Genomic DNA, 21,217 nt, shown 5'->3' with positions numbered 1-21,217 from the left:
ATTCCCTTGCAAAACGCCACGGCGTCCCTGTTGCCGGAACAGTCCGCGAGCGCATCGCTGCGCCCGCTGGCCGAACGCATGCGCCCGCGCACGCTTGACGAAATGGTGGGGCAACGCCGCTTGCTGGCCGAAGCGTCCGCGCTGCGCCGCGCCATCCAGGCCGGCCGGGTGCATTCCATGGTGCTGTGGGGGCCACCGGGCTGTGGCAAGACCACGCTGGCGTTGCTGCTGGCGCAGCATGCGGATGCGCAGTTCGTGGCGATTTCCGCGGTGCTCTCGGGCCTGCCGCAGGTGCGCGAGGTATTGGCGCAGGCACAGGCGCGTTTCGATGCCGGCCAGCGCACGCTGCTGTTCGTGGACGAGGTGCATCGCTTCAACAAGGTGCAGCAGGATGCCTTCCTGCCGCACATCGAGCGCGGCACCATCGTTTTCGTGGGCGCCACCACCGAAAACCCGTCGTTTGAACTCAATTCCGCGCTGCTGTCGCGTTGCCGCGTGCATGTGCTGGAGTCGGTGTCCGCCGACGACATCGTGCTGGCGCTGCGCCAGGCGCTGACCGATGGTGAGCGCGGTTTGGGCGAGCGTGGCTTGCAGATCGCCGCTGCGGCGCTGAATGAAATCGCTTCTGCGGCCGACGGTGACGTGCGGCGTGCGCTGACCCTGCTGGAGATCGCCGCCGACATCGCCGTGGGCGAGGGCGGGGTGATCACCGAAGCGACCCTGCACCAGGTGCTGGCCGATCGCACGCGTCGCTTCGACAAGGGCGGAGAGCAGTTCTACGACCAGATTTCGGCCCTGCACAAATCCGTGCGCAGCTCCAATCCGGATGCGGCGGTCTATTGGCTGGCGCGGATGCTGGATGGCGGCGCCGACCCCGCTTACCTCGCGCGTCGGCTGACGCGGATGGCGGTGGAGGACATCGGGCTGGCCGATCCGCGCGCGCTGCAGATGGCCATCGACGCCTGGGACACCTTCGACCGCCTGGGCAGCCCGGAAGGCGAGTTGGCGCTGGCGCAGCTGACCCTCTACCTGGCCAGCACGGCCAAATCCAATGCCGCCTACAAGGCGTGGAATGCCGCCCGCGCCGATGTGCGCGAATACGGCACGCAGCCGGTGCCGATGCATATTCGCAATGCACCCACCAAATTGATGAAGCAGCTCGGTTACGGCAACGACTACCAATACGACCACGATGTGGACGGTGGCGTTGCGCTCGGCCAGACGGGGTTTCCCGACGCGATGGGTGAACGCGTCTATTACGACCCGGTGGGGCGTGGCATGGAAGGCAAGCTCAAGGAAAAACTGGATGCGCTGCGGGCGGCGCGCGCGCAGGCTCGCGGCGAGCGCAAGGCGTAGGCATACTGCCCGCATGCGGGAGACGGCATCCTCCCTGAACCGCCGTCCTGGCTGATGATGCCTGCCAACCCCGGCCGGGGCGGCAGATGCGAGCTCCGGTTGCAAATTGAGGAGTACGCGGTGGTCACGATCTGGTGGCAGCAATTGGCGCTGGTGATGTGCGGCGGGGCGCTGGGCGCGGGCGGGCGTTTCTGGCTGGGCGGGGCGCTGCTGCGCCGGCTGGGCGAAGGCATTCCGTGGGGCACGCTGGCCGCGAATCTGATCGGCTCCTTCGCCATCGGTTTCCTGGCGATATGGCTGGAAGGGCGTGGCCCGCATGCACTGTACTGGCGGGCGTTCCTGATTGTCGGCGTGCTGGGTGGTTTGACCACGTACTCGTCGCTGATGCTGGACTGCCTGCTGCTGGCGCGCTCCCCGCGCAGCGTCATCGCCCTGGCCTATCTGGGCGCCACCCTGGTGTTCGGCCTGCTGCTGGTGTGGCTGGGAACCCGGGCGGCGCACATGCTGCGCGCACCTTTCTGATCGCAAAAACGCCAATCCCGGCGCAAGGCCGGGATTGGGTGCGGGCCGGGGGAGGCGGGCGCGCTAGAACAGTTCGACGCTGCCGGCATCCATGTTCTGCTGCAGCACCGGCTTGTGCGGCGGGCGTTCCCATTCGCCGCGCATTTGGTTGATGTGGTTGCCGATCTTGGCCAGTGCCTTCTGCATTTCCGCATCCTGGAAACCATGGCTGCCCTGCAGCAGGTCGTGCAGGGTGATGGCTTCGTTGTTGATCTGCGCCAGCCGCTGCAGATGCAGTTCCGCCGCGCTCAAGGATTGCGTGGCGATGTCCTCGAACTGCAAGGAGCGCACGGCCTCGGCCACCGACACGTCAATCGCGCGGCCGCAGTCGGCGATGTCGCGGATGCCGTTGCCCAGGCTGCGGTGGATCCCGTCCACCCGATCGAGCATGGACGCCGATTCGGCGCGGGCCACGCGGGCGCGATCCAGATCGCGCGAGGCCATCTGCGACACCGTGTCGCGAACCTTGGCGATGGATTCCTTGGAGCTGTGCGCCAGCTTGCGGATTTGCTCGTTGAAGGCTGTGCTGCGTTCGGACAGGTTGCGCACTTCGTCGGCCACCACCGCGAAGCCGCGCCCGGCTTCGCCGGCACGCGCCGCTTCGATGGCCGCATTCAGGGCCAGCAGGTTGGTCTGGTCGGCAATCGACTTGACGTCTTCCAGCAGGGCGAAGATGCCGTCCAGGTGCCCGGCCATGGCGTCGATGTGGCTGACCGTCACGCCGCTCTGGCTGCTGGCCTGCTCCAGTGCGTCCACCAGCTGCTCCATCTGCTGGGAGGCCTGCTGGGCGAAGCGGGTGATGTCGATCGAACCGCTGTCGTCGCCGGTACGCTCCACCAACCGTGCGACCACGCTGCTCTGTTCCCGCGACTTGCGGTTGACCGCCTCGAAGCTGCTCCCAAGCTTGGCCACGGAATCGCGAATCAGGGTGCGGGTGCGATCAAGCTCTGAATGCGAGCCGTTGATCTCATTGCCGACAAACCCGCGCAACTCATCCAGCAATCGGGCGTGGTCGCGCAGCAACTGCGCTTCGGCTTTGCCCGGCAGGGTGCGCCAAGCCACCACGCACCAGGCGATGGCGGAAGTCACCACCAGTGCCATGCGCACGGCCAACGGCCAGCCCAATGCCTCGGCAATGAACAACAGCAGCATCAGCAGCAGGGGGGCGGCGATGCGAAGCAGGACACGAGGTTCCATCGGTGATCTCGTCAGGGACTCAGTTTAGGTAACGGCTGCCCGGCGGCTGGTCTTTAGTGGAAATATCGTTGCGATGGAGACAAGCGCGATATCGGGGACGTGTGTTCGCACGGAATCACGCATTGCAGCGGTCGTTCCAGGCACCGCTTAGGCGGTGCTGGCCAACAGCGCATCGGTGATTTGCGATAGCGGCAGCACCTGCTGGGCCGCCCCCAACGTGTAGGCGGCGCCCGGCATTCCCCAGACCACGCTGCTTGCTTCGTCCTGCACGATGGTGGTGGCGCCGACCTTGCGCAGCGCCAGCAAGCCACGCGCGCCGTCATCGCCCATGCCGGTGAGCAGGGCAGCACTGGCATTGGCGCCAGCGGCGGCGGCAACCGAATCAAACAGCGCATCCACGCTGGGGCGGTGCCGGCGCACGGGGTCGTCGTCGCCCAGCCGGCAGCGCCAGCGTGCACCGCTGCGCTGCACGCGCAGGTGCAGGCCGCCAGGCGCGACATAGGCATGGCCGGCCAACAACGGCATGTCGTCTTCGGCGTGCACGACCGTCATCTTGCTGTGCCGGTCGAGGCGCTCGGCAAACGGTTTGCTGAACGCCGCCGGGATGTGCTGGGTAATGACGATGGTGGGCGCATCTGCAGGCATCGTTTCCAGCAGCGCGCGGATGGCCTCGGTGCCGCCGGTGGATGCGCCGATGGCGATCAGGCGGTCGGTGGTGCGGTATTTGATGGTGCTGGATTGCGCCGGCGTGGTGCCAGGCTGCAGGCGTGCCACGCGGGCACGCGCTGCCTGGCGGACTTTTTCGCACAGGTCGCTGGCGTAGCCGGACAGGCCGCGCTGGATATCGAGTTTTGGCTTGGTGACGAAGTCCACCGCGCCCATCGCCAATGCGTCCAGCGTGACCTGCGCCCCGGCTTCGGTCAGCGACGACACCATCACCACCGGCATCGGGCGCAGCCGCATCAGGTTCTGCAGGAAGGTCAGGCCGTCCATGCGCGGCATCTCGACGTCCAGCGTGAGCACGTCGGGTTCGAGCTGCTTGATCTTGTCGCGGGCGATCAGCGGGTCGGCAGCGGTGCCGACCACTTCGATGCCCGGGTCTTCGGACAGGATCTCGGTCAACACCTGGCGAACCAGGGCCGAGTCGTCGATGATCAGAACACGCACCTTGCCGGTGCGCTGGCCGAATTGGATTGCCATCAGAACAACTCCACGGAACCTGCCACGGGGGCTTTTGCCAACCGGCTGCGGTAGTCGCGCTCCACGCGCGCGATCTCGCCGGCCGCCGGCAGGCGTTTGACCAATGTGCGCCCACTGCGCACGAAAAACACCACCTTGCGCGGCTGCACTCCGCCCAGGTCCTGCGCGCCCACCTGGATGCGCTCGGCGATGAGGTACTCCAGCACGAAATTCGCGTTGCGCGTGCCAATGGGGTCCAGCGTCATGCCGGGCAGGACGTTGCCGCCGCCGAACACCTTCGCCTGCAGGCGCGCGCGCGCGGCACCCTGCTTGAGCAGCCCGTTGATCAGCAACTCCATGGCATGCGCGCCGTAGCGCGCGCTGCTGTCGCCGGGCGCGGCGTCGGGCAGCATGAAATGATTCATGCCGCCCACGCAGGCCAGCGGGTCGTACATGCACGCGGCAACGCAGGAGCCCAGCACGGTGGCCAGCGCCACCGGCTCCGAGGACACCCGCCAGTCGGCCGGCAGCAGCTTGATGACATCGGTATCCAGCGCCGGGTCGTAGTAGCTGCCCGCGGGGGCGGTGCGCGCCGGCTTGGCAGTGCGCACGGGAAGGCTCATCGAGACTCCTGGGCCGCGCGGTAAATGGTGCGCCCGCAGGGCTGCACCAAGTCCAGCGCATGCGCAAAACTCTCCGAATGGCCCGCATAGAAGCGCCCATCCGGCGCGAGCAGGGGCGCGATCCGGCGCAGCACCTCGTATTGCGTCGGTTTGTCGAAATAGATCATCACGTTGCGGCAAAACACCGCCAGGAACCGCTGGTTCACGCCGTAGTCGTTGCCCAGCAGGTTGAGCTGGCGAAATTCCACCAGCTGGCGAAGAAAGGGCTTTACGCGGGCGGTGCCTTCGTTCGGGCCGGTGCCGCGCAGGAAGAAGCGCCGCTTGCGTTCTGGCGAGAGGTCGGTGATGCGTTCGATGCCGTACGTGCCGGCGGCGGCGGTGGCCAGTGCGTTGGTGTCGATATCGGTGGCGAGGATGCGCACCGGCGGGGTGTCCGTGGCGAATGCCTCGCAGGCGGTGATCGCCAGCGACCAAGGCTCTTCGCCGGTGGACGCCGCGCAGCACCAGATATCGGTCAGCCCCCCGCGCGGCACCGCGCGCAGCTGTTCGCGCAGCGCATCGAAATGATGCGCTTCGCGGAAGAATGATGTGAGATTGGTGGTCAGCGCATTGATGAAGGCTTGTTCTTCGCTGTCGGGGTCGGCTTCGACCAGGTCCAGATAGTCGGAGAAGCGCGACAGCCCGCGAACACGAATGCGCCGCGCCAGCCGGCTGTACACCATGTCGCGCTTGTGTTCGGCCAGGTGGATGCCGGCCCGCGCGTAGATCATCCGGCAAACACGACGGAAGTCGCGTTCGTTGAACTCGAAATTGCTGCCGGCGATTTCGCGATCGCCCGCGTTCCGATCTTCGCGCCGCTCATTCACGCGCCACCCCCGAGCTCATGGGCGGCTGCGCGTGCAGGCGTGTCAGCAGCGAGTTCGAATCAAGCGCCTGCGCATACAGATACCCCTGCGCTTCGTCGCAGCCCAGCGTGTGCAGTTGCTCTGCCTGCGGCAGATGCTCCACGCCCTCGGCCACCACGCGCAGGCCCAGCGCCCGCGCCAGCATCACGATCCAGCGCACGATGGCGGCATCCTCTTCATTTCCCAGCATGCCACTGACGAAACTGCGGTCGATCTTGACCCGATCAATCCGGAAACGTTGCAGCATCGACAGCGAGGCGTAGCCGGTGCCGAAATCGTCGAATGCAAGATTGACGCCTTGCGACCGCAGCACGGCCAGCGCTTCCGCGCCGGCGCTGTCCTGGGTGAGGGCGATGGTCTCGGTGATTTCAAGCTCCAGGCGCTCGGCGGACAGGCCGGCGGCGGCAAGTGCCGCTTGCACCTGTGCCACCAGATCCTCGCCCAGCTGGGCCGGAAACAGGTTGATGCTGACCGACGTGGACGGGTCGGGCCACTGCGCGGCATCCATGCAGGCGCGTTGCAGCACCCAGGCACCCACTTCGGTGCCCAGTGGACTATGGGTCAGCAGGTCGATGAATTCGCTGGCCGGAACAATGCCGCGCAACGGGTGACGCCAGCGCAGCAGGGCCTCGGCACCACAGATGCGCCCGTTGGCCAGGTCCACCTGCGGCTGGTAATACAGTTCGAATTCGTCCTGGGCGAAGGCGCGGCGCAGGTCCAGGTCCAGGTCGCGCCGCGCCAGTGCATCGGCACGCATCGACGGCCGATAGCGGCAATGCTGGTGGCCGCCCGCGGATTTGGCGCGATACAGGGCAAGGTCAGCGCAGGCCAGCAGGTCGCCGCCGCCCTGCACGTCCTCGCGCAGGGCCACGCCGAGACTGACCTCGGCATGCACTTGATGGCCGCGCACGCGCAGCGGTTGTTGCAGATGCCGGATCAGCGAGGGCAACAGGTCGTCGTCCGGATTGGGTTCGGCCGGCGCAAGCCGTGCATCGGCGCAGGCACAGGCAAATACGTCGCCGCCCATGCGGGCCACGCACTGCTCGTCATCGGCCTTCACTTGCAGGCGATCGGCGAATGCCTGCAGGACACGGTCACCGATCGCGTGGCCCAGGCCATCATTGATCCACTTGAAGCGATCGATGCCAATCAACACCACGCCCCAGTCAGGGTGTGCCTCCAGCGCGGTCAGCAGGGCGTTGCGGTTGGGCAGGCCGGTCAGCGGGTCGTAATGCGCCAGACGATCCAGCTCGGCGCGCTGGTGCGCGGCTTCGGTGATGTCGTACAGCACGAAAGTCGTGCCGTGGTCTGGGCCGTGCTTCCAGCTGGAGCGGGTGGCGTCGAGCAAACGCAGGCTGCCGTCCTGGGCGACGATCCGCAGTTGGTGATTGCTGTCGCCTTGCCCCGCCAGCCATGCCCGGGTGGCCTGCTGATCCAGCTGCAGGCGCAGTGGAAACAGGGTTTGCATCGACTGCCCGGCCAGGCCGTTGCCGAACAGCTGGTCCGCCGCCGGGTTGCGCCACTGGATGCCGCCGTGGCTGTCGGTAATCAGCACGCTCTCGCGCGCTTGCTGGCCAGCCTGCGCCACGATGAGCGATGTGCGTTCGATGCTGCGTTGTTCCAGCAGGGCCGAGGCAACCCGGCCCAGGCGCGCAAGTCCGTCCAGCTGCGCAGGGGAGGGTGAGGGACGCGGCGCGTGGTCGTGCACCGCGAGCGTGCCCAACCTGCGGCCACTGCCGGAGTACAGCGCGACGCCCGCATAGAAGTGGATATTGTCACGCGCGCTTGCATGGATATCCGGCAGCACCAGCAATGGGCTGTGCTGGCCCCAGGTGCGCACGATCAAATGATCCCGCGAAAGCTGGGCGCAGGCGGCGCCGGGACCATGCGCAGCCAGGGCCAGGTGGCGCTCGTTGACGCAGGCCACCAGCGTGGCCCCGGCGGTTTGCATGCAGCCCGCCGCCAGTGAAACGACGTCTGCAAAGCGGCTTTCGCTGCTGCCCGAGGCGACGTTGTGCTCGACAGGGGCGGCGTCGTGTGCGGGGATGGGGCTGGGCTCGAAAGTCATCTGCTCGAATTGGCCGGTGGGCAGACGGGGGTTCAACCGGACGGGGCGCCTGCGTGCCCCGTCCGCATGGGCTTAGAACTCCTGCCAGTGCTGGTCGCCCGCGGTGCTGGCAACGGTTCCGCGTTTGCGTGGCGTGGGTGCGGCCTGGGCGCTGGGCGCGGGCGCGGATATTGCGGCGGGTGGCGCAGGCTTGTGCTGTGCGGTGGCTCGCGGATGCGTTGCCGGTTGCCTTGCATGCTCTGGCACGGCATGCAGTGGTGCGGCGGCAACGGGGGGTTTCCGGGTCGCCGCAGCACTGGCGGTACGGAACGCGGCAACTGCCGCGACCAGCGTGCCGGCCTGCTGGCGCATGCTTTCCGCCGATGCCGATGCTTGTTCCACCAGCGCGGCGTTCTGCTGGGTGCCTTCGTCCATCTGGGTGATGGCCTGGTTGACTTGCTCGATTCCGCTGCTCTGTTCCTGCGACGCAGCGGAAATGTCGGCCATGATGTCGGTGACCCGCTTCACGCTGCCCACGATCTCGCCCATGGTTTTGCCGGCCTGATCCACCAGCGCGCTGCCTTCCTCCACCTTCAGCGTGGAGTCGGTGATCAGCTGCTTGATTTCCTTGGCGGCGCCCGCACTGCGTTGTGCCAACGAACGCACCTCGGCCGCCACCACGGCAAACCCGCGACCCTGCTCGCCGGCGCGCGCCGCTTCCACCGCCGCGTTCAACGCCAGGATGTTGGTCTGGAAGGCGATGCCGTCGATCACTCCGATGATGTCGGCGATCCGGCGCGATGATGTCTGGATTTCGCCCATCGTGCGAACCACTTTCTGCACGACCTCGCCGCCGCTTTCGGCGACGCCTGCCGCGCCAATGGCCAACTGGTTGGCTTGCCGTGCGTTGTCGGCGTTTTGCTTGACGGTGGAGGTGAGCTCTTCCATCGACGATGCCGTTTCTTCCAGCGCGGCGGCCTGCTGTTCGGTGCGCATCGACAGGTCGCTGTTGCCGGCGGCGATTTCACCTGCGGCCGCGCTGATGCCGTCCGAGGTCTGCCGGATCTCGCTGACGATTTCGGCCAGCCCATCCACGGTGCGGTTGGCGTCATCGGCCAACTGCCCGAACTGGCCGGGGAGCTTCACGTCCACGCGCTGCATCAGGTCGCCATCCGCCACCGATGCCAGCAAGCCGCCCACCTCGCGCAGGCCTTCGTCGGCGGTGGCCATCAGCGTGTTCAGCTGATCGATCAGGCCGCGATACACGAATTCGAAGCGATCGGCATCGCCACGGTGGCTGAAATCACCGGCCACGGCCGCATCCACCAGCGACTTGATTTCGGCATTCACCGCCAGCATCGCGGACTTCACCGAATCCACCGCCTCGGTGATGCGCGCCTTCTGGCCGGGATAGCGCTCGATATCCTGCGACAGGTCGCCGCGCGCGTAGTTGGCAACCACTTCCACCACGCGACTGTTCATGTCGATATGCGACGCCACCAGGGTATTGACCTGATCGGCCATCACACCGAATGCGCCGGGGAACGCTTCATCATCGATGCGTTCGTTGATGTGGCCGTCCTGGTGCTGCTGGAACAGCGTCTGCTGGGCCTGCGCGAACTTGCGCAGCGAACCCGCCACGTTCTCCATGCTGCGGCCGATGTCGCGCAGCTCGTCCTGGGTGTCCACCCGGATCGCGTCGGTGAACTGGCCGCTGGCCAGCGCCTTGGCGCCTCCTTCAATGCTGCGCAAGGCGTGGCGGGTGCCGCGGGTGAATCCCACGAACAGATAGGCCGATGCCAGCAGCGCCAGCACCACGCCACCCAGGGTGAAGAAGGCCTTGCGCTGCAGGCGGGCGATGGTGCGGTCGCCTGCGTCATTGATGGCCGCGTTGGCGGCTTTCATCGCCTTGAGCATGGCCAAACGGGTGGCCGTATCCTGCCTGGCCAGTGCGGCGACCGGGGAGTCGGGAGTGTCGGCATCCAGTACATGCGTCTGGATTTGCTTATTTTGCGCCTCCATCGCCTGCAGGGCGGCGGTCATCGGCTTGCCGAAGATGGCAGCGCCGTCCGGCAGCTGTTTCTCGATGTATTTGGTGCCGCCGGAAATCTGTCCCGTCAAATAGGCCTGCATGCTTTTTTGCACCGCCAACGCAGTGCGGTCGGTAACCCAGATCGCGCCTTCACCCAGCACCCGCATGCCCACATTGGCTTGCTTGGCACTGGCACCTGACAGGGCGGGCAGCAAGTCGCCGCTGATTTCGCCGCCGCGCAGCATGGCGGAATCCGAGGCGACCGAGGTGATTGAATTGAATGCCAATCCGCTGATCTGCTCGCGCAGTGCATCCAGCGCCGCGGTATCGGCATCCGGGCCGGCCTCGCCTTCGGTGGCTTGCGCCTTCTTCCAGGCGTCGCGGCTGGCCTTGATCGCCGCCGTCAGCTGCTCATCCTGGGCAAACGCTTGCGTGGCCAGCCAGGCATCGAAGTTGGCCAGTCCCTTGTCGGCACGCGCCGAGGCCTCGGCAATCGCCTGCTCGTTGGCCGTTGCATCCTTGGCCAGCTTGCGCGTGCGCAGTTGGCGATGGTCTTGCATGGCCAGCTCGACATCGTGCAGCGTGTCCAATCCAATGGTGGCCGCCCGCGCATGCTTGGCGTCCGAAATCTCGCCCAGCGAGGTGGCCAGCACCAACCCCGCCAATACGCCGCAGGTGAGGGTGAACGAGGCGCCAATCAGCAAGGCTTTCTGGGTAAACCGCAATTTCCCCATCAGGCTGATGGCGGGGGCGAAGAGACGGTCGGCAAGCGAAGTGCTGCGATGCATGGGCGGGGTTCCTGAAGCGGCCGGGATCATGGGCCTTCAATCGCCGGCATCGGCCACGCGGCCGGAATCTTTAATGGTTCCGAAACGCCAGTGGCTTCCCGGCCGCATATTTGTGATCGTTGGCCCACTTTCCATGCCCGCTGCGTTATCCCCCTCAAGTCCACGACAGTGCGGCCGATAGGCGGGGTAGAGCGCAACCGCGCACTGAACGAACCCTGGAGATCCCCCATGTACCAACGCCCCCATCGTTGCCTGACTCATGTGGCCCTTGCCATGGCGATGGCCCTGTCCCTGCCGGTGGTCGCCGGCAACCCGATCAAGCGGGTTGACCCCGTTTATCCTGCCGATGCGGCGCGTTCCGGCACCACCGGCTATGTGGAGGTGGAATACAGCGTGGGGGCCGATGGCAAGGTGACCGATGTGTCGGTGGTCGATGCCAAGCCGGGCCGGGTCTTCGTGGCGGCTGCGGTCAAGGCCGTGAAACAGTGGGAATTCGCCCCGGGCGAAAGTCATGGCAAGGTCAAGCTGGAGTTCAAGCTCTGATGGGCTGAACCCATTCAGGGGGTTCCGCAAACGCGCCGCCAGTCGGCGCGTTTTGCTTGCCGGCACCTGCAAATCCGAACGTCTCGAATCTCCGGGTGACCGGCGCGGAGAAGCCGATGGCCAGGCGCTTGCCGAAGGTGAAGTTCTGGAGCACGGCACTTCCCGATCAGTAGGTGAATTGCAGGCGTAATCCAGCGGTCAGCGGGTCGGCATGAACCCCGTTACGACTGCCGCTGTATTGCAGGATGTTGGCGATCACCCGGACATTGCGATGCGGATAACAGGTCGCCGCCAGCCCCCGGAGCTCGACACGTCCGCCGCGGACGGGGCCGTCGTCGAGGTCGATGACGCCCCAGCGCAGCGCGAGCTCCCAGCCCGGGTGGCCGCTGGGTGTGGGCGCAGTTGCAACGCCACGCTTGTAATTGCGGCCATCGCCCGTCGGCGACCATGTCACCTGCACGCTGCTGGCATTGCCACGGGTGTCCCCGGTGTCACGCCGCAGGATCACTTGCGCGGTTTCGGCTTGGAATGACCATGTGCCACGTACCCACAGCCATTCGAGGGCTGCGCGATCGATTCGATCCACGTTTGCCAGGCTGCCGGTTGATGCGACCTTCACGCTGCTGAAGACGGTGCCGCCGTTCAGGCTGTAGCTGGCGAGCGCATTGTGCGGGGATTCGCTGGCCAGGCTCATGCCGACATGCATGCTGTCCTGTTTGCTGGAACGCAGCAGCCACGTGCCGCGCATGCTGGCGCCCGGCGAATCGCTGGTGCCGTCCAGGCGGTGCCCGAATACGGAAGCATTCAACGTGCCGTGCTTGCCCCAGCGGGCATATTCCGCGCCGATGCGACGGCTGATCACGAATGCGCCGATTGGCGACGCCTCCAGGAATGCCGTCTGCCTGTCGGCAATCGCATCCTCCAGCGCAAACGGCTGCTTGAACTGGCCGAACCGGAATGACTGGCCTTCAGCCGGGGTCAGTTCAAGATACGCGTCAGGCGGCGTGCGAGCCGCGAAGTCGTGATCCACCACCAGTTGCCAATGATTGCCGTCGCCCTTGACGCGAAACCCGAGCCGCGCCCTGCGAAAGCCGTCTTCCATTTGCAGCGGGCCGGTCGCGGACTCCACGCGTCCCCATTCGTACTGCACGTTGGCGATGGGGGCGATCTGGAACGGCAAGTCGGATGCTGCAACAGGCGCAGTGCCCAGCAGGAGCAGGGCGGCACAAAGCGGGAGGTGACGTGGCATCTGAATCATCTCATCCTGGATGACGTGCCGGCGCACCGCGAAGATGCAGTCGCGTCGCGCATTTCTTGAATGCGGCAGTGGCGAACCCGGGCGGCCCATGCGTCCGGCGCGGGCGCGGTGGGTGGAATCGTGCGCCATGCGGACAGGAGAATCGCGAACGCCGTGTGAGCCTGTCGTTTTCCCGGCCCCGATCCGAGGGAAATCAGGCTGCCTTTGCCGCCGCTTCGTCCACCACCAAGCCCATGTCGGTGCTGGTCATCAGCCCTTCGATATCGAGCAGGATCAGCATGCGCTCGTCCAGTGCGCCAATACCGGTCAGGTAGCGGCGGTCGATCCCGGTGCCGACCTCGGGCATCGAGCGGATCTGCTCAGGGCCCAGTTGCACCACGTCCGACACGCTGTCCACCACCATGCCCACCACGCGGTCGGCCACGTTGAGCACGATCATCACGGTGAGCGCGTCGTATTTCGCCTCCAGCCGGAACTTCAGGCGCATGTCGATGACCGGCACGATGGTGCCGCGCAGGTTGATCACGCCCTTGATGTAGTCGGGCGCATCCGGCAGGCGGGTCACCGTGTCGTAACCACGGATTTCCTGCACCTTCAGGATGTCGACGCCGTATTCTTCTGAGCCGAGGGTGAAGGTGAGGAATTCACCGGCGGTCGCCGCATTGACCGGAAGCGCGGTTGCGGGCGATTTCGTGGCTGCGGGTGTGCTCATGTCGGGTCCGGGTTGGAGGCGTGGCTATATTGAGATGAACGGCCCACGCCATGATTTCTTGAGGTGACTCAGGCGGCCTTCGGCAGGCTGCCGGCGTCCACGATCAGCGCCACGCGGCCATCGCCGAGAATGGTGGCGCCTGCAACGCCGGGGATGCGGCGGTAGTTGCGCTCCAGGTTTTTCACCACCACTTGCTGTTGGCCCAGCAGCTCGTCCACTTCCAGCGCCAGACGCTGGCCCTGGCTTTCCACCACCACCGCGATGGGCTGGCTGTCGGTGCGCGCGGCGGGCAGCCCGTATTGGACGGCCAAGTCCAGCAGGGGCAAATAGTCCTCGCGTACCCGCAGGACACGGGCGTTGCCGGCAACCGTCTTGATGTTTTCCAACGACGGCTGCAGCGACTCGATCACCATGTTCAGCGGCAGGATGAAGACTTCACCGCCGACCGAGACCGTCATTCCGTCGAGAATGGCCATGGTCAGCGGCAGGCGAATCGACACCGTGGTGCCATCGCCCTTGCGGCTCCTGATTTCCACCTGGCCACCCAGCGCGCTGATGTTCTTGCGCACCACGTCCATGCCGACGCCGCGGCCGGACAGGTCGGTGAGCGCTTCGGCGGTGGAGAATCCGGGCGCGAACACCAGGTCCCAGATCTGGGAATCCGTGGGGTTTTCCGGCAGGGGAATGCCGCGCTCGACGGCCTTGGCCAGGATGCGGTCACGATCCAGCCCGCGGCCGTCGTCCCCCACTTCGATGATGATGTGCCCGCCCTGATGGACGGCAGACAACGACACCGTCCCGGCCTCCGGCTTGCCGGCAGCGATGCGCTGCTCGGTGGTCTCCAGCCCGTGGTCGATGGCATTGCGCACCAGGTGCACCAGCGGGTCCACGATTTTTTCGATGACACCCTTGTCCAGTTCGGTAGCTTCGCCCGAGGTGCGCAGGTTGACCTTCTTGCCCAGCCTCGTGGCGATGTCGCGCACCATCCGTGGGAAGCGGCTGAACGCGAAATCGACCGGCAGCATGCGCACCGACATCACCGCTTCCTGCAGATCGCGGGTGTTGCGGTCGAGCTGGTCCAGCCCGGACAACAGCAGCTCGTGCAGGCTCGGGTCCAGCTCGGCCGAACGCTGGGCCAGCATGGCCTGCGTGATCACCAGCTCGCCGACCAGATTGATCAGCGCATCCACCTTGTCCACCGCCACCCGGATGGTGGTTTCGACGGCGTCATGACGGGCGACCGGGGTGGTTTCGGCTGCATTGGCGGCAGCGGGAGCGACTGCGGGAGCGGGGGCGGATGCAGATACTGGCGCGGGTGCTGGCGCGGGTGGCGCCGCAGCCACGGGCGCCGCGGATGCCACTGCGGCCGGGGCTGCTGCGGATGCGGCGGGCATCAGTGGTTCGATGCTCAGCGAGCATTGGTCTTCGACCCAGGCGAAGGTGTCCTCGATCGCGGAACGCTTGATCTCGCCGACGAGTTCAAGGTCCCAGGCCAGCCAGGCTTCAAACGGGTCGAGTTCGGTGAATGGCGGTAGTGCGTCATCGCGGCAGGCGACTTTCAATTCGCCCAGTTGGCCCAGTTCGCGCAGCATGCGCAACGGGTCGTTGCCGCTGAGGAACAGGGAACGTTCGGGCGCGAAGTCGATTTTCCAGCCGATGGGCTTGGCTTCCGGCGCGGCGGCCGCCGGGGCTGCTTGCACGGGTGCGGCGGCCTTGGCGTCGGCTGCGCCGGTCAGGATGCGGTCCAGAGCGGCGCGTGCCTGCTGCAACATGGCCTGGTCGAGGGCATCCCCATGTTCGGCGGCTGCCAGCAACATGCGCAGCGCATCGACCGACCCCAGCAGGGCGCCGATGGCATTGGCGTCGAGTTGGCGGCGACCGCTGCGGGCCTCCTCCAGCAGGGTTTCCAGCAGGTGGGTCAGGTCGGCGATGGCGGTGAAGCCGAAGGTGGCACTTCCCCCTTTGATGGAGTGCGCGGCGCGAAACACCACGTGGATGGTGTCTTCACCGCCGCCGCCACTTTCCAGCGCCAGCAACCCGGCTTCCATGGCCGCGATGTTTTCGCGGCTTTCCTCGAAGAACGTGGCGTGAAAGCGGGTGATGTCCATGCGTGTCCTGAAGCGGCTTGTCAGCCGAGAACCTTGCGAACGGTGGCGAGCAATTGCTCCGGATCGAACGGTTTGACCAGCCAGCCGGTTGCACCTGCGGCCTTGCCTTCACTCTTCTTGTCGCTGCCGGACTCGGTGGTGAGCATCAGCAGCGGCGTGAACTTGTAGGACGGCAGGGAGCGCAGCTGGCGGATCAGCTCGATGCCATCCATGCGCGGCATGTTGACGTCGGTGATCACCAGGTCGAATCGCTGGGTTTTGGCCACGTCCAGTGCCGCGATGCCGTCTTCGGCTTCGGTGACCGCATACCCGCCGGTGGTGAGGGCAAACGCGACCATTTGGCGCATGGAGGTGGAATCGTCAACGATCAGAAGCTGTGCGCTCACGCAGTGTCTCCGGGGACGGGATCGACGCCCAGGCTGATCGAAAGCGCAAGTTGGCGCGCAGCGTCGATCAAGGTGGGCGAGGGGAGGGTAATGGTAGTGGAGAATCCGCGTGCAGCGCGGTCGCGGATGAACGCATGCAGGAGTTGCAGGCCGGCGGTATGCACCCGGCGTACGTCGGCGCCGGAAAGCTCCAGCGTTTCGTCGTCCAGATGCGACTGCAGGCTGGCCTGAAGGTCGGCGACCTGTTCGATGCCAAGATCAGCTTGCAGGGACAATGACATGTGACCTCTCGTGTGGGTTTGATCCCAGACCGTTTAACGGCGTTTATCCGGGTGACTTGAGGGGGACCTGGAAAAACGTGGCACCGCGCACACTTTGGGCGGTCATTCGAAAATGACGCGGACATCCAGCAGAACCGTTGGCGGGGCACCGGGCGTACGCGCAATTCCCAGGCCAATGCGATCACGCAACCCCGGGGCGGGCGGCTCGATCTGCGCCTCGGTGAGGGTGACGACATCGGTGACCGCCGTCACCAACAGGCCTGTCAGCTCGTCGTGATGCTCCAGCACCACGATCCGCGAGCGATCATCGGTGACCACCGGCGCGCGGCGCAGCCAGCGGCCGAAGTCATGCACGGGCACCACGCGACCGCGCAAATTCATCACTCCAAGCAATGACGGTACCGCGCCACGAACGGCGATCAATGGCGCCAGCCGCACCACTTCCTGCACCTGCAACAACTCCACGGCGTAGCGGTCGTCGCCGATGGCGACCCGCAACCAGCGCTGGCCGGCAGGCGCTGGCGCCGGGCGGGACGTCCCTTCCGGCAGTCCGAAAGGATTGGGCCGGGTGGGTTCGGGGGCGAACCCCGCAAGGTGGGCAACCGGCAGCGGAGCGGGGGTCGGGTCTGACGCTTGGCCGTCGCCGGTTTCCACGCCAGGCAGGGCGGGCGAGTCTGTCTGCGGGGCGATGTCAGGCGCCGTTTCCAGATCGGCCTGTGGTTCCAGCTCTGGTTCCAGCTCCGATTCCGTCTGCAAGATGGGCCCGGCCTGCAGTTCAGGCTCGACCTTTGCTGCGGACTCGGCTTCAGCTTCGGCTTCCTGTTCGGTTGCGGGCGCGGATGCCGGTTCAAGGTCGGATACCGCCTCTTGCGCGATGACGGTCGTTTCCGGGCTTGCGGCCGGAGGAGCGGCGGGAGGCAGCGCCAGCAGCGCGTCCAGATAGGCATCGACTGCCGGATCGCTCTGCTGCCCGGCAACAAGCGTGGTGGCGTGCGAGGTCATGCGGCCTCCTGTTCGGCGGGGGCGGTTTCAAGCAGCCACTGGAGTGCGTCGCGGTAGGCACTGACACCACGACCGCCGAGGTGCCGGTGCGTGGCAAGTGCGGCAGCATCGCGCAGGCGGGTGTCCATCGGGATCGGGCTGGGGCAAACGCCTACGCCGGGATAGGTGCGCAGGTGCTCCAGGGTTTCCAGGCAGGAGCGCGTGCGGCGGTCGAACAGGGTCGGCAGGATTTGCCGCACCAGAGGTCGTGAGCGCGAGCGCTCCACCATTGCCGCAGTGCGCAGCATGCCCTCCAGTCCGTGCAGGGCCAGCGGATCGGTCTGCGTCGGCACGATCAAACGGTCACAGGCCGCCAGTGCGTTGACCAGCAGCAAACCGAGCGTGGGTGGGCAGTCGAGCAGGGCATAGTCGTAACGCCCGGCAGCGCCCTGCAGGGCGCGCAACAAGGCCAGCCCCAGCCCGGGCTGGGTGGCGCTGCGTCGTTCCAGCGTGGCCATGGCCGGTTGCGCGGCAAGCAGGTCGATGCAGGCATGACTGGTTGTGGTGGCAACACTTTCAACGGAATCCCCGTTGAAGAGGTCATAGGTGCCTTTCGGCGGCGGTTCGGTAGGGACGCCGAATGCCCGTGTAAGCGACCCATGTGGATCCAGGTCGATCAGCAGCACGCGGTGATCGAGATCCGCCATGCAGCGCGCAAGGCACAGCGAACTGGTGGTTTTGCCCACGCCGCCCTTCTGGTTGGCGATCGCCCAGATCCGCATCACCGTTCCCCCTTGCCTTGTGCGGGTGCCGCCGCTGCCGGGCGGCTTGCCGCCCCTTTGCGTGCATCCAAGCCTTCCATCACGCTATCGACGCCGACTGCTGCCGCCAGTATTACCAATTCCACGCGACGGTTGGTACTGCGGCCCGCTTCGGTGGTGTTGTCGGCGATCGGCTGGTATTCACCGTACCCCATCGCAGCCAGCCGCGCTGGCGCGATCCCGCTGTCGATCAATTCGTAAACCACGTTGGTGGCGCGTGCCGCCGACAGATCCCAGTTGGATCTGAATTGCACGGTGTGGATGGGCTGATTGTCGGTATAGCCTTCCACCCGCACGGCATTGGGGGCATTGCGCAGCACCGCCGCAAGCTGCCGCAGGGTGGACAGGGCGGCGGCAGTCGGCGTTGCCACGCCGCTGGGGAACAGCAGATCGCTCTGGATCTCGACTTCGATGAAATTGCGGCCGCGGCGCACGCGCACCAGCCCGCTCTGGATCAGGCCGGAGAGCGCATCCTCGAGCTGGTCGCCGAGCGCATGCAATTGGGCTTCGTCACCGATTCCGCTGGATTTGTCGCCGGGGTTGTCTGCGTTGCCGGACTGCTGGGTGAGCCGATCCTTGCGGGTCAATGGCATCGGCACTTCCACCTCGACCGGTTGCGCAGGTCCGCGGCGCGCGCCGGTGTCGATCACCGAAGGATGGTCGAAATCACCGCCACGCAACTGCACCTGCCCGGCCTGTACCGGCTTGATCGAACGCGGCGCGCCACCGAACGCGGCCGACAGCGAGTCGGCCACCACCCGATACTTGCCCTCGTTGAGCGAAGAAATCGCGTACATCACCACGAAGAACGCCAGCAGCAGGGTGAGCAAGTCGCCATACGGAATTGCCCAGGCTTCGTGGTTGAAATGTTCTTCGTGCTGTTGGCGGCGACGACCCATGGGCACGGCTCAGTGCACGAAGCCGCTGAGGCGCGACTCGATGTTGCGTGGATTCTCGCCTTCGGCAATCGCGATCAGGCCCTCGATGAGCATCTCGCGTTCGACCTCCTGGCGATGGATGACCCCTTTCAGCTTGGAGGCGATCGGCAGGAAGGCCAGGTTCGCCGAGGCGATGCCATAGATGGTGGCGGTAAACGCTGCCGCGATGCCGTGCCCCAGTTTGCTGGGATCGGCAAGATTCTTCATCACCGCCATCAGGCCCAGCACCGCGCCGATGATCCCCAGCGTAGGCGCGTAGATGCCCATCCCCTCGAACACCTTGGCGGCCGCGATGTCGTGGTGGTTTTGCGCGAACGACTCGATTTCCAGCATCTGCCGCATGGTTTCCGGCTCCACGCCATCCACCACCATCTGCAGGCCCTTGCGCAGGAACGGATCCGACTGCTGCTCGAGCAATGGCTCAAGTGCCAACAGGCCTTGCTTGCGTGCAGTGCTGCTCCATTCCACCATCAGCGCGATCAGCGCGACGTGATCCTGTGGCGGCGGTCGAAATACCCAGCCCACGATCTGCAGCGCGCGGCGGAACGTGTGCATCGGCGTTTGCAGCAGGATCGATGCAATGGTGCCGAGGATGACGATGGTGAACGCAGCGGGCGACCACAAGCCGGAGAGTCCGGCGCCTTTGAGTACGCTGCCGCCAATCAGGGCGACCAGCCCCAAGATCGCGCCGATGATGCTGAGGATATCCATATGTTCATAACTATCGGCCGCGGGTGGACGCGCTTGAGTGGCGCTGCGCCGAACTCAGCAGCGCATCCACATCCAGGATCAGTGCCATGCGGCCATCGCCCACCAGGCTGGCGCCTGCATAGCCCGGAAGTCCACGCAGGCTGCGCGGCAGTGCCTTGATGACCACCTCTTCGCGCCCCAGGACGCGATCCACCAGCAGGCAGAAGCGTTGCTCGCCCGCCTGCAGGACCACGCCGCGGGTGGCATCGGCGGCGTCGTGCGCAAGACCCAGCCATTGGCGCAGCGACAGCACGGGGATCGGGCGCTCGCGCAGATCGAGGATGTGCTGCCCGTCCATCCACAGCATGTCCGCCGGGTCGTGCGCAACGACTTCGATCACCCGCACCAGTGGCAGCGCATACACGTCATCGCCCAGTTCCACCAGCAGCGTGGGCAGGATCGCCAGCGTCAGCGGTACGCGGATGATGAAGCGGGTGCCTTCGCCCGGCTCGGACTGGATCTGCACCTGGCCGGAGAGTTCGCGGATCTTGGATTGCACCACGTCCATGCCCACGCCGCGGCCGGACAGGTCGGAGACCTCGGCGCGGGTGGAGAAACCGGGCAGGAAGATCAGCGCCAGGCATTCGTCCGGCGACAGCCGGCTGGCCGCTTCGGGGTCGACCACGCCCTTGCGGATCGCGCTGCGGCGAATGGTGTCGGGGTCGATGCCAGCCCCATCATCGCTGACTTCGATGGAGACATGGTCGCCTTCCTGGCGCGCGGCCAGGCGCACCTGGCCGACCTCGGGCTTGCCGGCGGCGCGGCGCGTGGCCGGCATCTCGACGCCGTGGTCGATGGCGTTGCGCACCAGGTGCACCAGCGGATCGGCAAGCGCCTCCACCAGATTGCGATCCAATTCGGTCTCGGCCCCTTCGACCACCAGTTCAACCTGCTTGGACAGTTGCCGGGCCACGTCGCGGGCCAGTTTCGGGAAGCGGGTGAACACCCGATTGACCGGCTGCATGCGCGCCGACATCACTGCGCCTTGCAGGCGCGCGGTCACCGTATCCAGCGCGGTCACCGCGCGATCCAGGTGCTCGTCGTGGAAGTCCGGGCGCAGCGTCTTCAAGCGGTTGCGCGCCAGCACCAGTTCACCCACCAGGTTGACCAGCGCGTCCAGTCGCCGCACATCCACGCGCACGGTTTGTTCGGCCTCCGCCGCTGGCGGCGCGTGCGCCTTGTCGGCAGCATCCGGTTTTGCGCTTCCCTGCTGCGGGCGTGGCGTTGCACGCGGGGCCGGCGGGGGCGGTGGGGGCGGCGCCGCGCCGGGAATGGCGCCTGCACCGTGCAGGCTGTCCAGCAATGCGTCGAAGTCGAGGTCGTCCAGGTTGTCGGGCAGCTCGATGGCGGCCGCCGACGCGGCGGCGGCGACGTCATCGCCGCGAACCTGTTGCAGCAACGCCGTGTCCACGTCTGCCAGCGGCTCGCCGCGGGTCATCGTGTCCAGCATGTCGAGCAACTGGTCCACCGCCCGCTGCGCGCCGTCGAATGCGGCCGCGTCCAGCATCCGGATACCGCTGCGGGCGGCATCGATGCGGTCTTCGAAGGCGTGGCACAGGGCCACCATCGGCGGCAGATCCAGGAAGCCGGCGCCGCCCTTGATGGTATGGAAGCCGCGGAACACCGCATCCAGCGTTGGGCGGTCGTCCGGATCCTGCTCCAGGGCCACGACCTGCTCGCCCAGACGGTCGAGGATTTCGCGCGCCTCGACCAGGAAGTCGGCGCGGGCGTCGTAGCCTTCCGCGCTCATG

At 66.2% G+C, this 21,217-nt stretch carries 19 protein-coding genes and 1 riboswitch; of the genes, 3 read left to right on the top strand and 16 right to left on the bottom strand.

Annotated features, from left to right (window positions below; genetic code table 11):
* The first annotated feature begins 78 nt into the window (after positions 1-78).
* Both LIW09_RS06610 and crcB read left to right on the top strand, forming a co-directional pair.
* On the top strand, positions 79-1,356 hold the full coding sequence (locus LIW09_RS06610) for a replication-associated recombination protein A (RefSeq protein ID WP_256647171.1): 1,278 nt from the start codon (positions 79-81) through the stop codon (positions 1,354-1,356).
* A 9-nt stretch (positions 1,357-1,365) separates the two neighbouring features.
* A riboswitch (Fluoride riboswitch) is annotated at positions 1,366-1,427 on the top strand.
* 85 nt (positions 1,428-1,512) lie between these two features.
* Positions 1,513-1,878 (top strand): fluoride efflux transporter CrcB, encoded by a 366-nt coding sequence (gene crcB, locus LIW09_RS06605; RefSeq protein WP_256647170.1) that lies wholly within the window; start codon positions 1,513-1,515, stop codon positions 1,876-1,878.
* Positions 1,879-1,941: 63 nt separating this feature from the next.
* Here crcB and LIW09_RS06600 read toward each other — a convergent pair whose 3' ends face one another.
* From LIW09_RS06600 to LIW09_RS12675, 6 genes are all read right to left on the bottom strand, one after another.
* Entirely contained in the window at positions 1,942-3,114 is a 1,173-nt protein-coding gene (locus LIW09_RS06600) for a methyl-accepting chemotaxis protein (RefSeq protein WP_256644869.1), read from the bottom strand.
* A 147-nt stretch (positions 3,115-3,261) separates the two neighbouring features.
* On the bottom strand, positions 3,262-4,314 hold the full coding sequence (locus LIW09_RS06595; RefSeq protein ID WP_256644868.1) for a protein-glutamate methylesterase/protein-glutamine glutaminase: 1,053 nt from the start codon (positions 4,312-4,314) through the stop codon (positions 3,262-3,264).
* Positions 4,314-4,916 carry a chemoreceptor glutamine deamidase CheD gene (gene cheD, locus LIW09_RS06590; RefSeq protein WP_256644867.1) on the bottom strand — a complete coding sequence of 201 codons (603 nt, stop codon included), beginning with the start codon at positions 4,914-4,916 and terminating at the stop codon, positions 4,314-4,316. The genes LIW09_RS06595 and cheD overlap by 1 nt, the downstream gene beginning before the upstream one ends.
* Entirely contained in the window at positions 4,913-5,740 is an 828-nt protein-coding gene (locus tag LIW09_RS06585) for a CheR family methyltransferase (protein ID WP_256647169.1), read from the bottom strand. The genes cheD and LIW09_RS06585 overlap by 4 nt, the downstream gene beginning before the upstream one ends.
* Positions 5,741-5,774: 34 nt before the next feature.
* On the bottom strand, positions 5,775-7,889 hold the full coding sequence (locus LIW09_RS06580; RefSeq protein ID WP_256644866.1) for a putative bifunctional diguanylate cyclase/phosphodiesterase: 2,115 nt from the start codon (positions 7,887-7,889) through the stop codon (positions 5,775-5,777).
* Between the two features lie 72 nt (positions 7,890-7,961).
* Positions 7,962-10,688 carry a methyl-accepting chemotaxis protein gene (locus LIW09_RS12675; protein WP_275114550.1) on the bottom strand — a complete coding sequence of 909 codons (2,727 nt, stop codon included), beginning with the start codon at positions 10,686-10,688 and terminating at the stop codon, positions 7,962-7,964.
* A gap of 228 nt (positions 10,689-10,916) precedes the next feature.
* Here LIW09_RS12675 and LIW09_RS06570 point away from each other — a divergent pair, with 228 nt between their 5' ends.
* Positions 10,917-11,231, top strand: a complete 315-nt coding sequence (locus LIW09_RS06570) for a TonB family protein (protein ID WP_256644865.1) — start codon at positions 10,917-10,919, stop codon at positions 11,229-11,231.
* Between the two features lie 166 nt (positions 11,232-11,397).
* On the opposite strand, the gene LIW09_RS06565 is transcribed toward LIW09_RS06570, so the two are convergent.
* From LIW09_RS06565 to LIW09_RS06520, 10 genes are all read right to left on the bottom strand, one after another.
* On the bottom strand, positions 11,398-12,480 hold the full coding sequence (locus LIW09_RS06565) for an OprO/OprP family phosphate-selective porin (protein WP_256644864.1): 1,083 nt from the start codon (positions 12,478-12,480) through the stop codon (positions 11,398-11,400).
* A gap of 202 nt (positions 12,481-12,682) precedes the next feature.
* On the bottom strand, positions 12,683-13,201 hold the full coding sequence (locus LIW09_RS06560) for a chemotaxis protein CheW (RefSeq protein ID WP_256644863.1): 519 nt from the start codon (positions 13,199-13,201) through the stop codon (positions 12,683-12,685).
* 68 nt (positions 13,202-13,269) lie between these two features.
* Positions 13,270-15,309 carry a chemotaxis protein CheA gene (locus LIW09_RS06555; RefSeq protein ID WP_256644862.1) on the bottom strand — a complete coding sequence of 680 codons (2,040 nt, stop codon included), beginning with the start codon at positions 15,307-15,309 and terminating at the stop codon, positions 13,270-13,272.
* A 20-nt stretch (positions 15,310-15,329) separates the two neighbouring features.
* Positions 15,330-15,695, bottom strand: a complete 366-nt coding sequence (locus LIW09_RS06550) for a response regulator (protein WP_256644861.1) — start codon at positions 15,693-15,695, stop codon at positions 15,330-15,332.
* The gene (locus LIW09_RS06545; protein ID WP_256644860.1) at positions 15,692-15,976 is read right to left on the bottom strand and encodes an STAS domain-containing protein; all 285 of its coding nucleotides are present in this window, start codon (positions 15,974-15,976) and stop codon (positions 15,692-15,694) included. Before LIW09_RS06545 ends, LIW09_RS06550 begins: the two co-directional genes overlap by 4 nt.
* Positions 15,977-16,078: 102 nt before the next feature.
* Positions 16,079-16,978, bottom strand: coding sequence for a chemotaxis protein CheW (locus tag LIW09_RS06540; protein ID WP_256644859.1), 900 nt, complete (start codon positions 16,976-16,978; stop codon positions 16,079-16,081).
* Positions 16,975-17,739, bottom strand: a complete 765-nt coding sequence (locus LIW09_RS06535) for a ParA family protein (RefSeq protein WP_256644858.1) — start codon at positions 17,737-17,739, stop codon at positions 16,975-16,977. Before LIW09_RS06535 ends, LIW09_RS06540 begins: the two co-directional genes overlap by 4 nt.
* The gene (gene motD / locus LIW09_RS06530) at positions 17,739-18,677 is read right to left on the bottom strand and encodes a flagellar motor protein MotD (RefSeq protein WP_256644857.1); all 939 of its coding nucleotides are present in this window, start codon (positions 18,675-18,677) and stop codon (positions 17,739-17,741) included. Before motD ends, LIW09_RS06535 begins: the two co-directional genes overlap by 1 nt.
* Before the next feature lie 9 nt (positions 18,678-18,686).
* Positions 18,687-19,427, bottom strand: a complete 741-nt coding sequence (locus tag LIW09_RS06525; RefSeq protein ID WP_256644856.1) for a flagellar motor protein — start codon at positions 19,425-19,427, stop codon at positions 18,687-18,689.
* 10 nt (positions 19,428-19,437) lie between these two features.
* Positions 19,438-21,216: a chemotaxis protein CheA gene (locus LIW09_RS06520; protein WP_256644855.1), complete on the bottom strand. Its 1,779-nt coding sequence runs from the start codon at positions 21,214-21,216 to the stop codon at positions 19,438-19,440.
* Between the last annotated feature and the right edge of the window lies 1 nt (position 21,217).

The sequence above is a fragment of the Thermomonas paludicola genome (assembly GCF_024498955.1).
In the GTDB taxonomy this organism is placed as follows: Bacteria; Pseudomonadota; Gammaproteobacteria; order Xanthomonadales; family Xanthomonadaceae; genus Thermomonas; species Thermomonas paludicola.
Note: the sequence above shows the minus strand (reverse complement) of the source record. Positions and strands in the feature narration are given on the sequence as shown.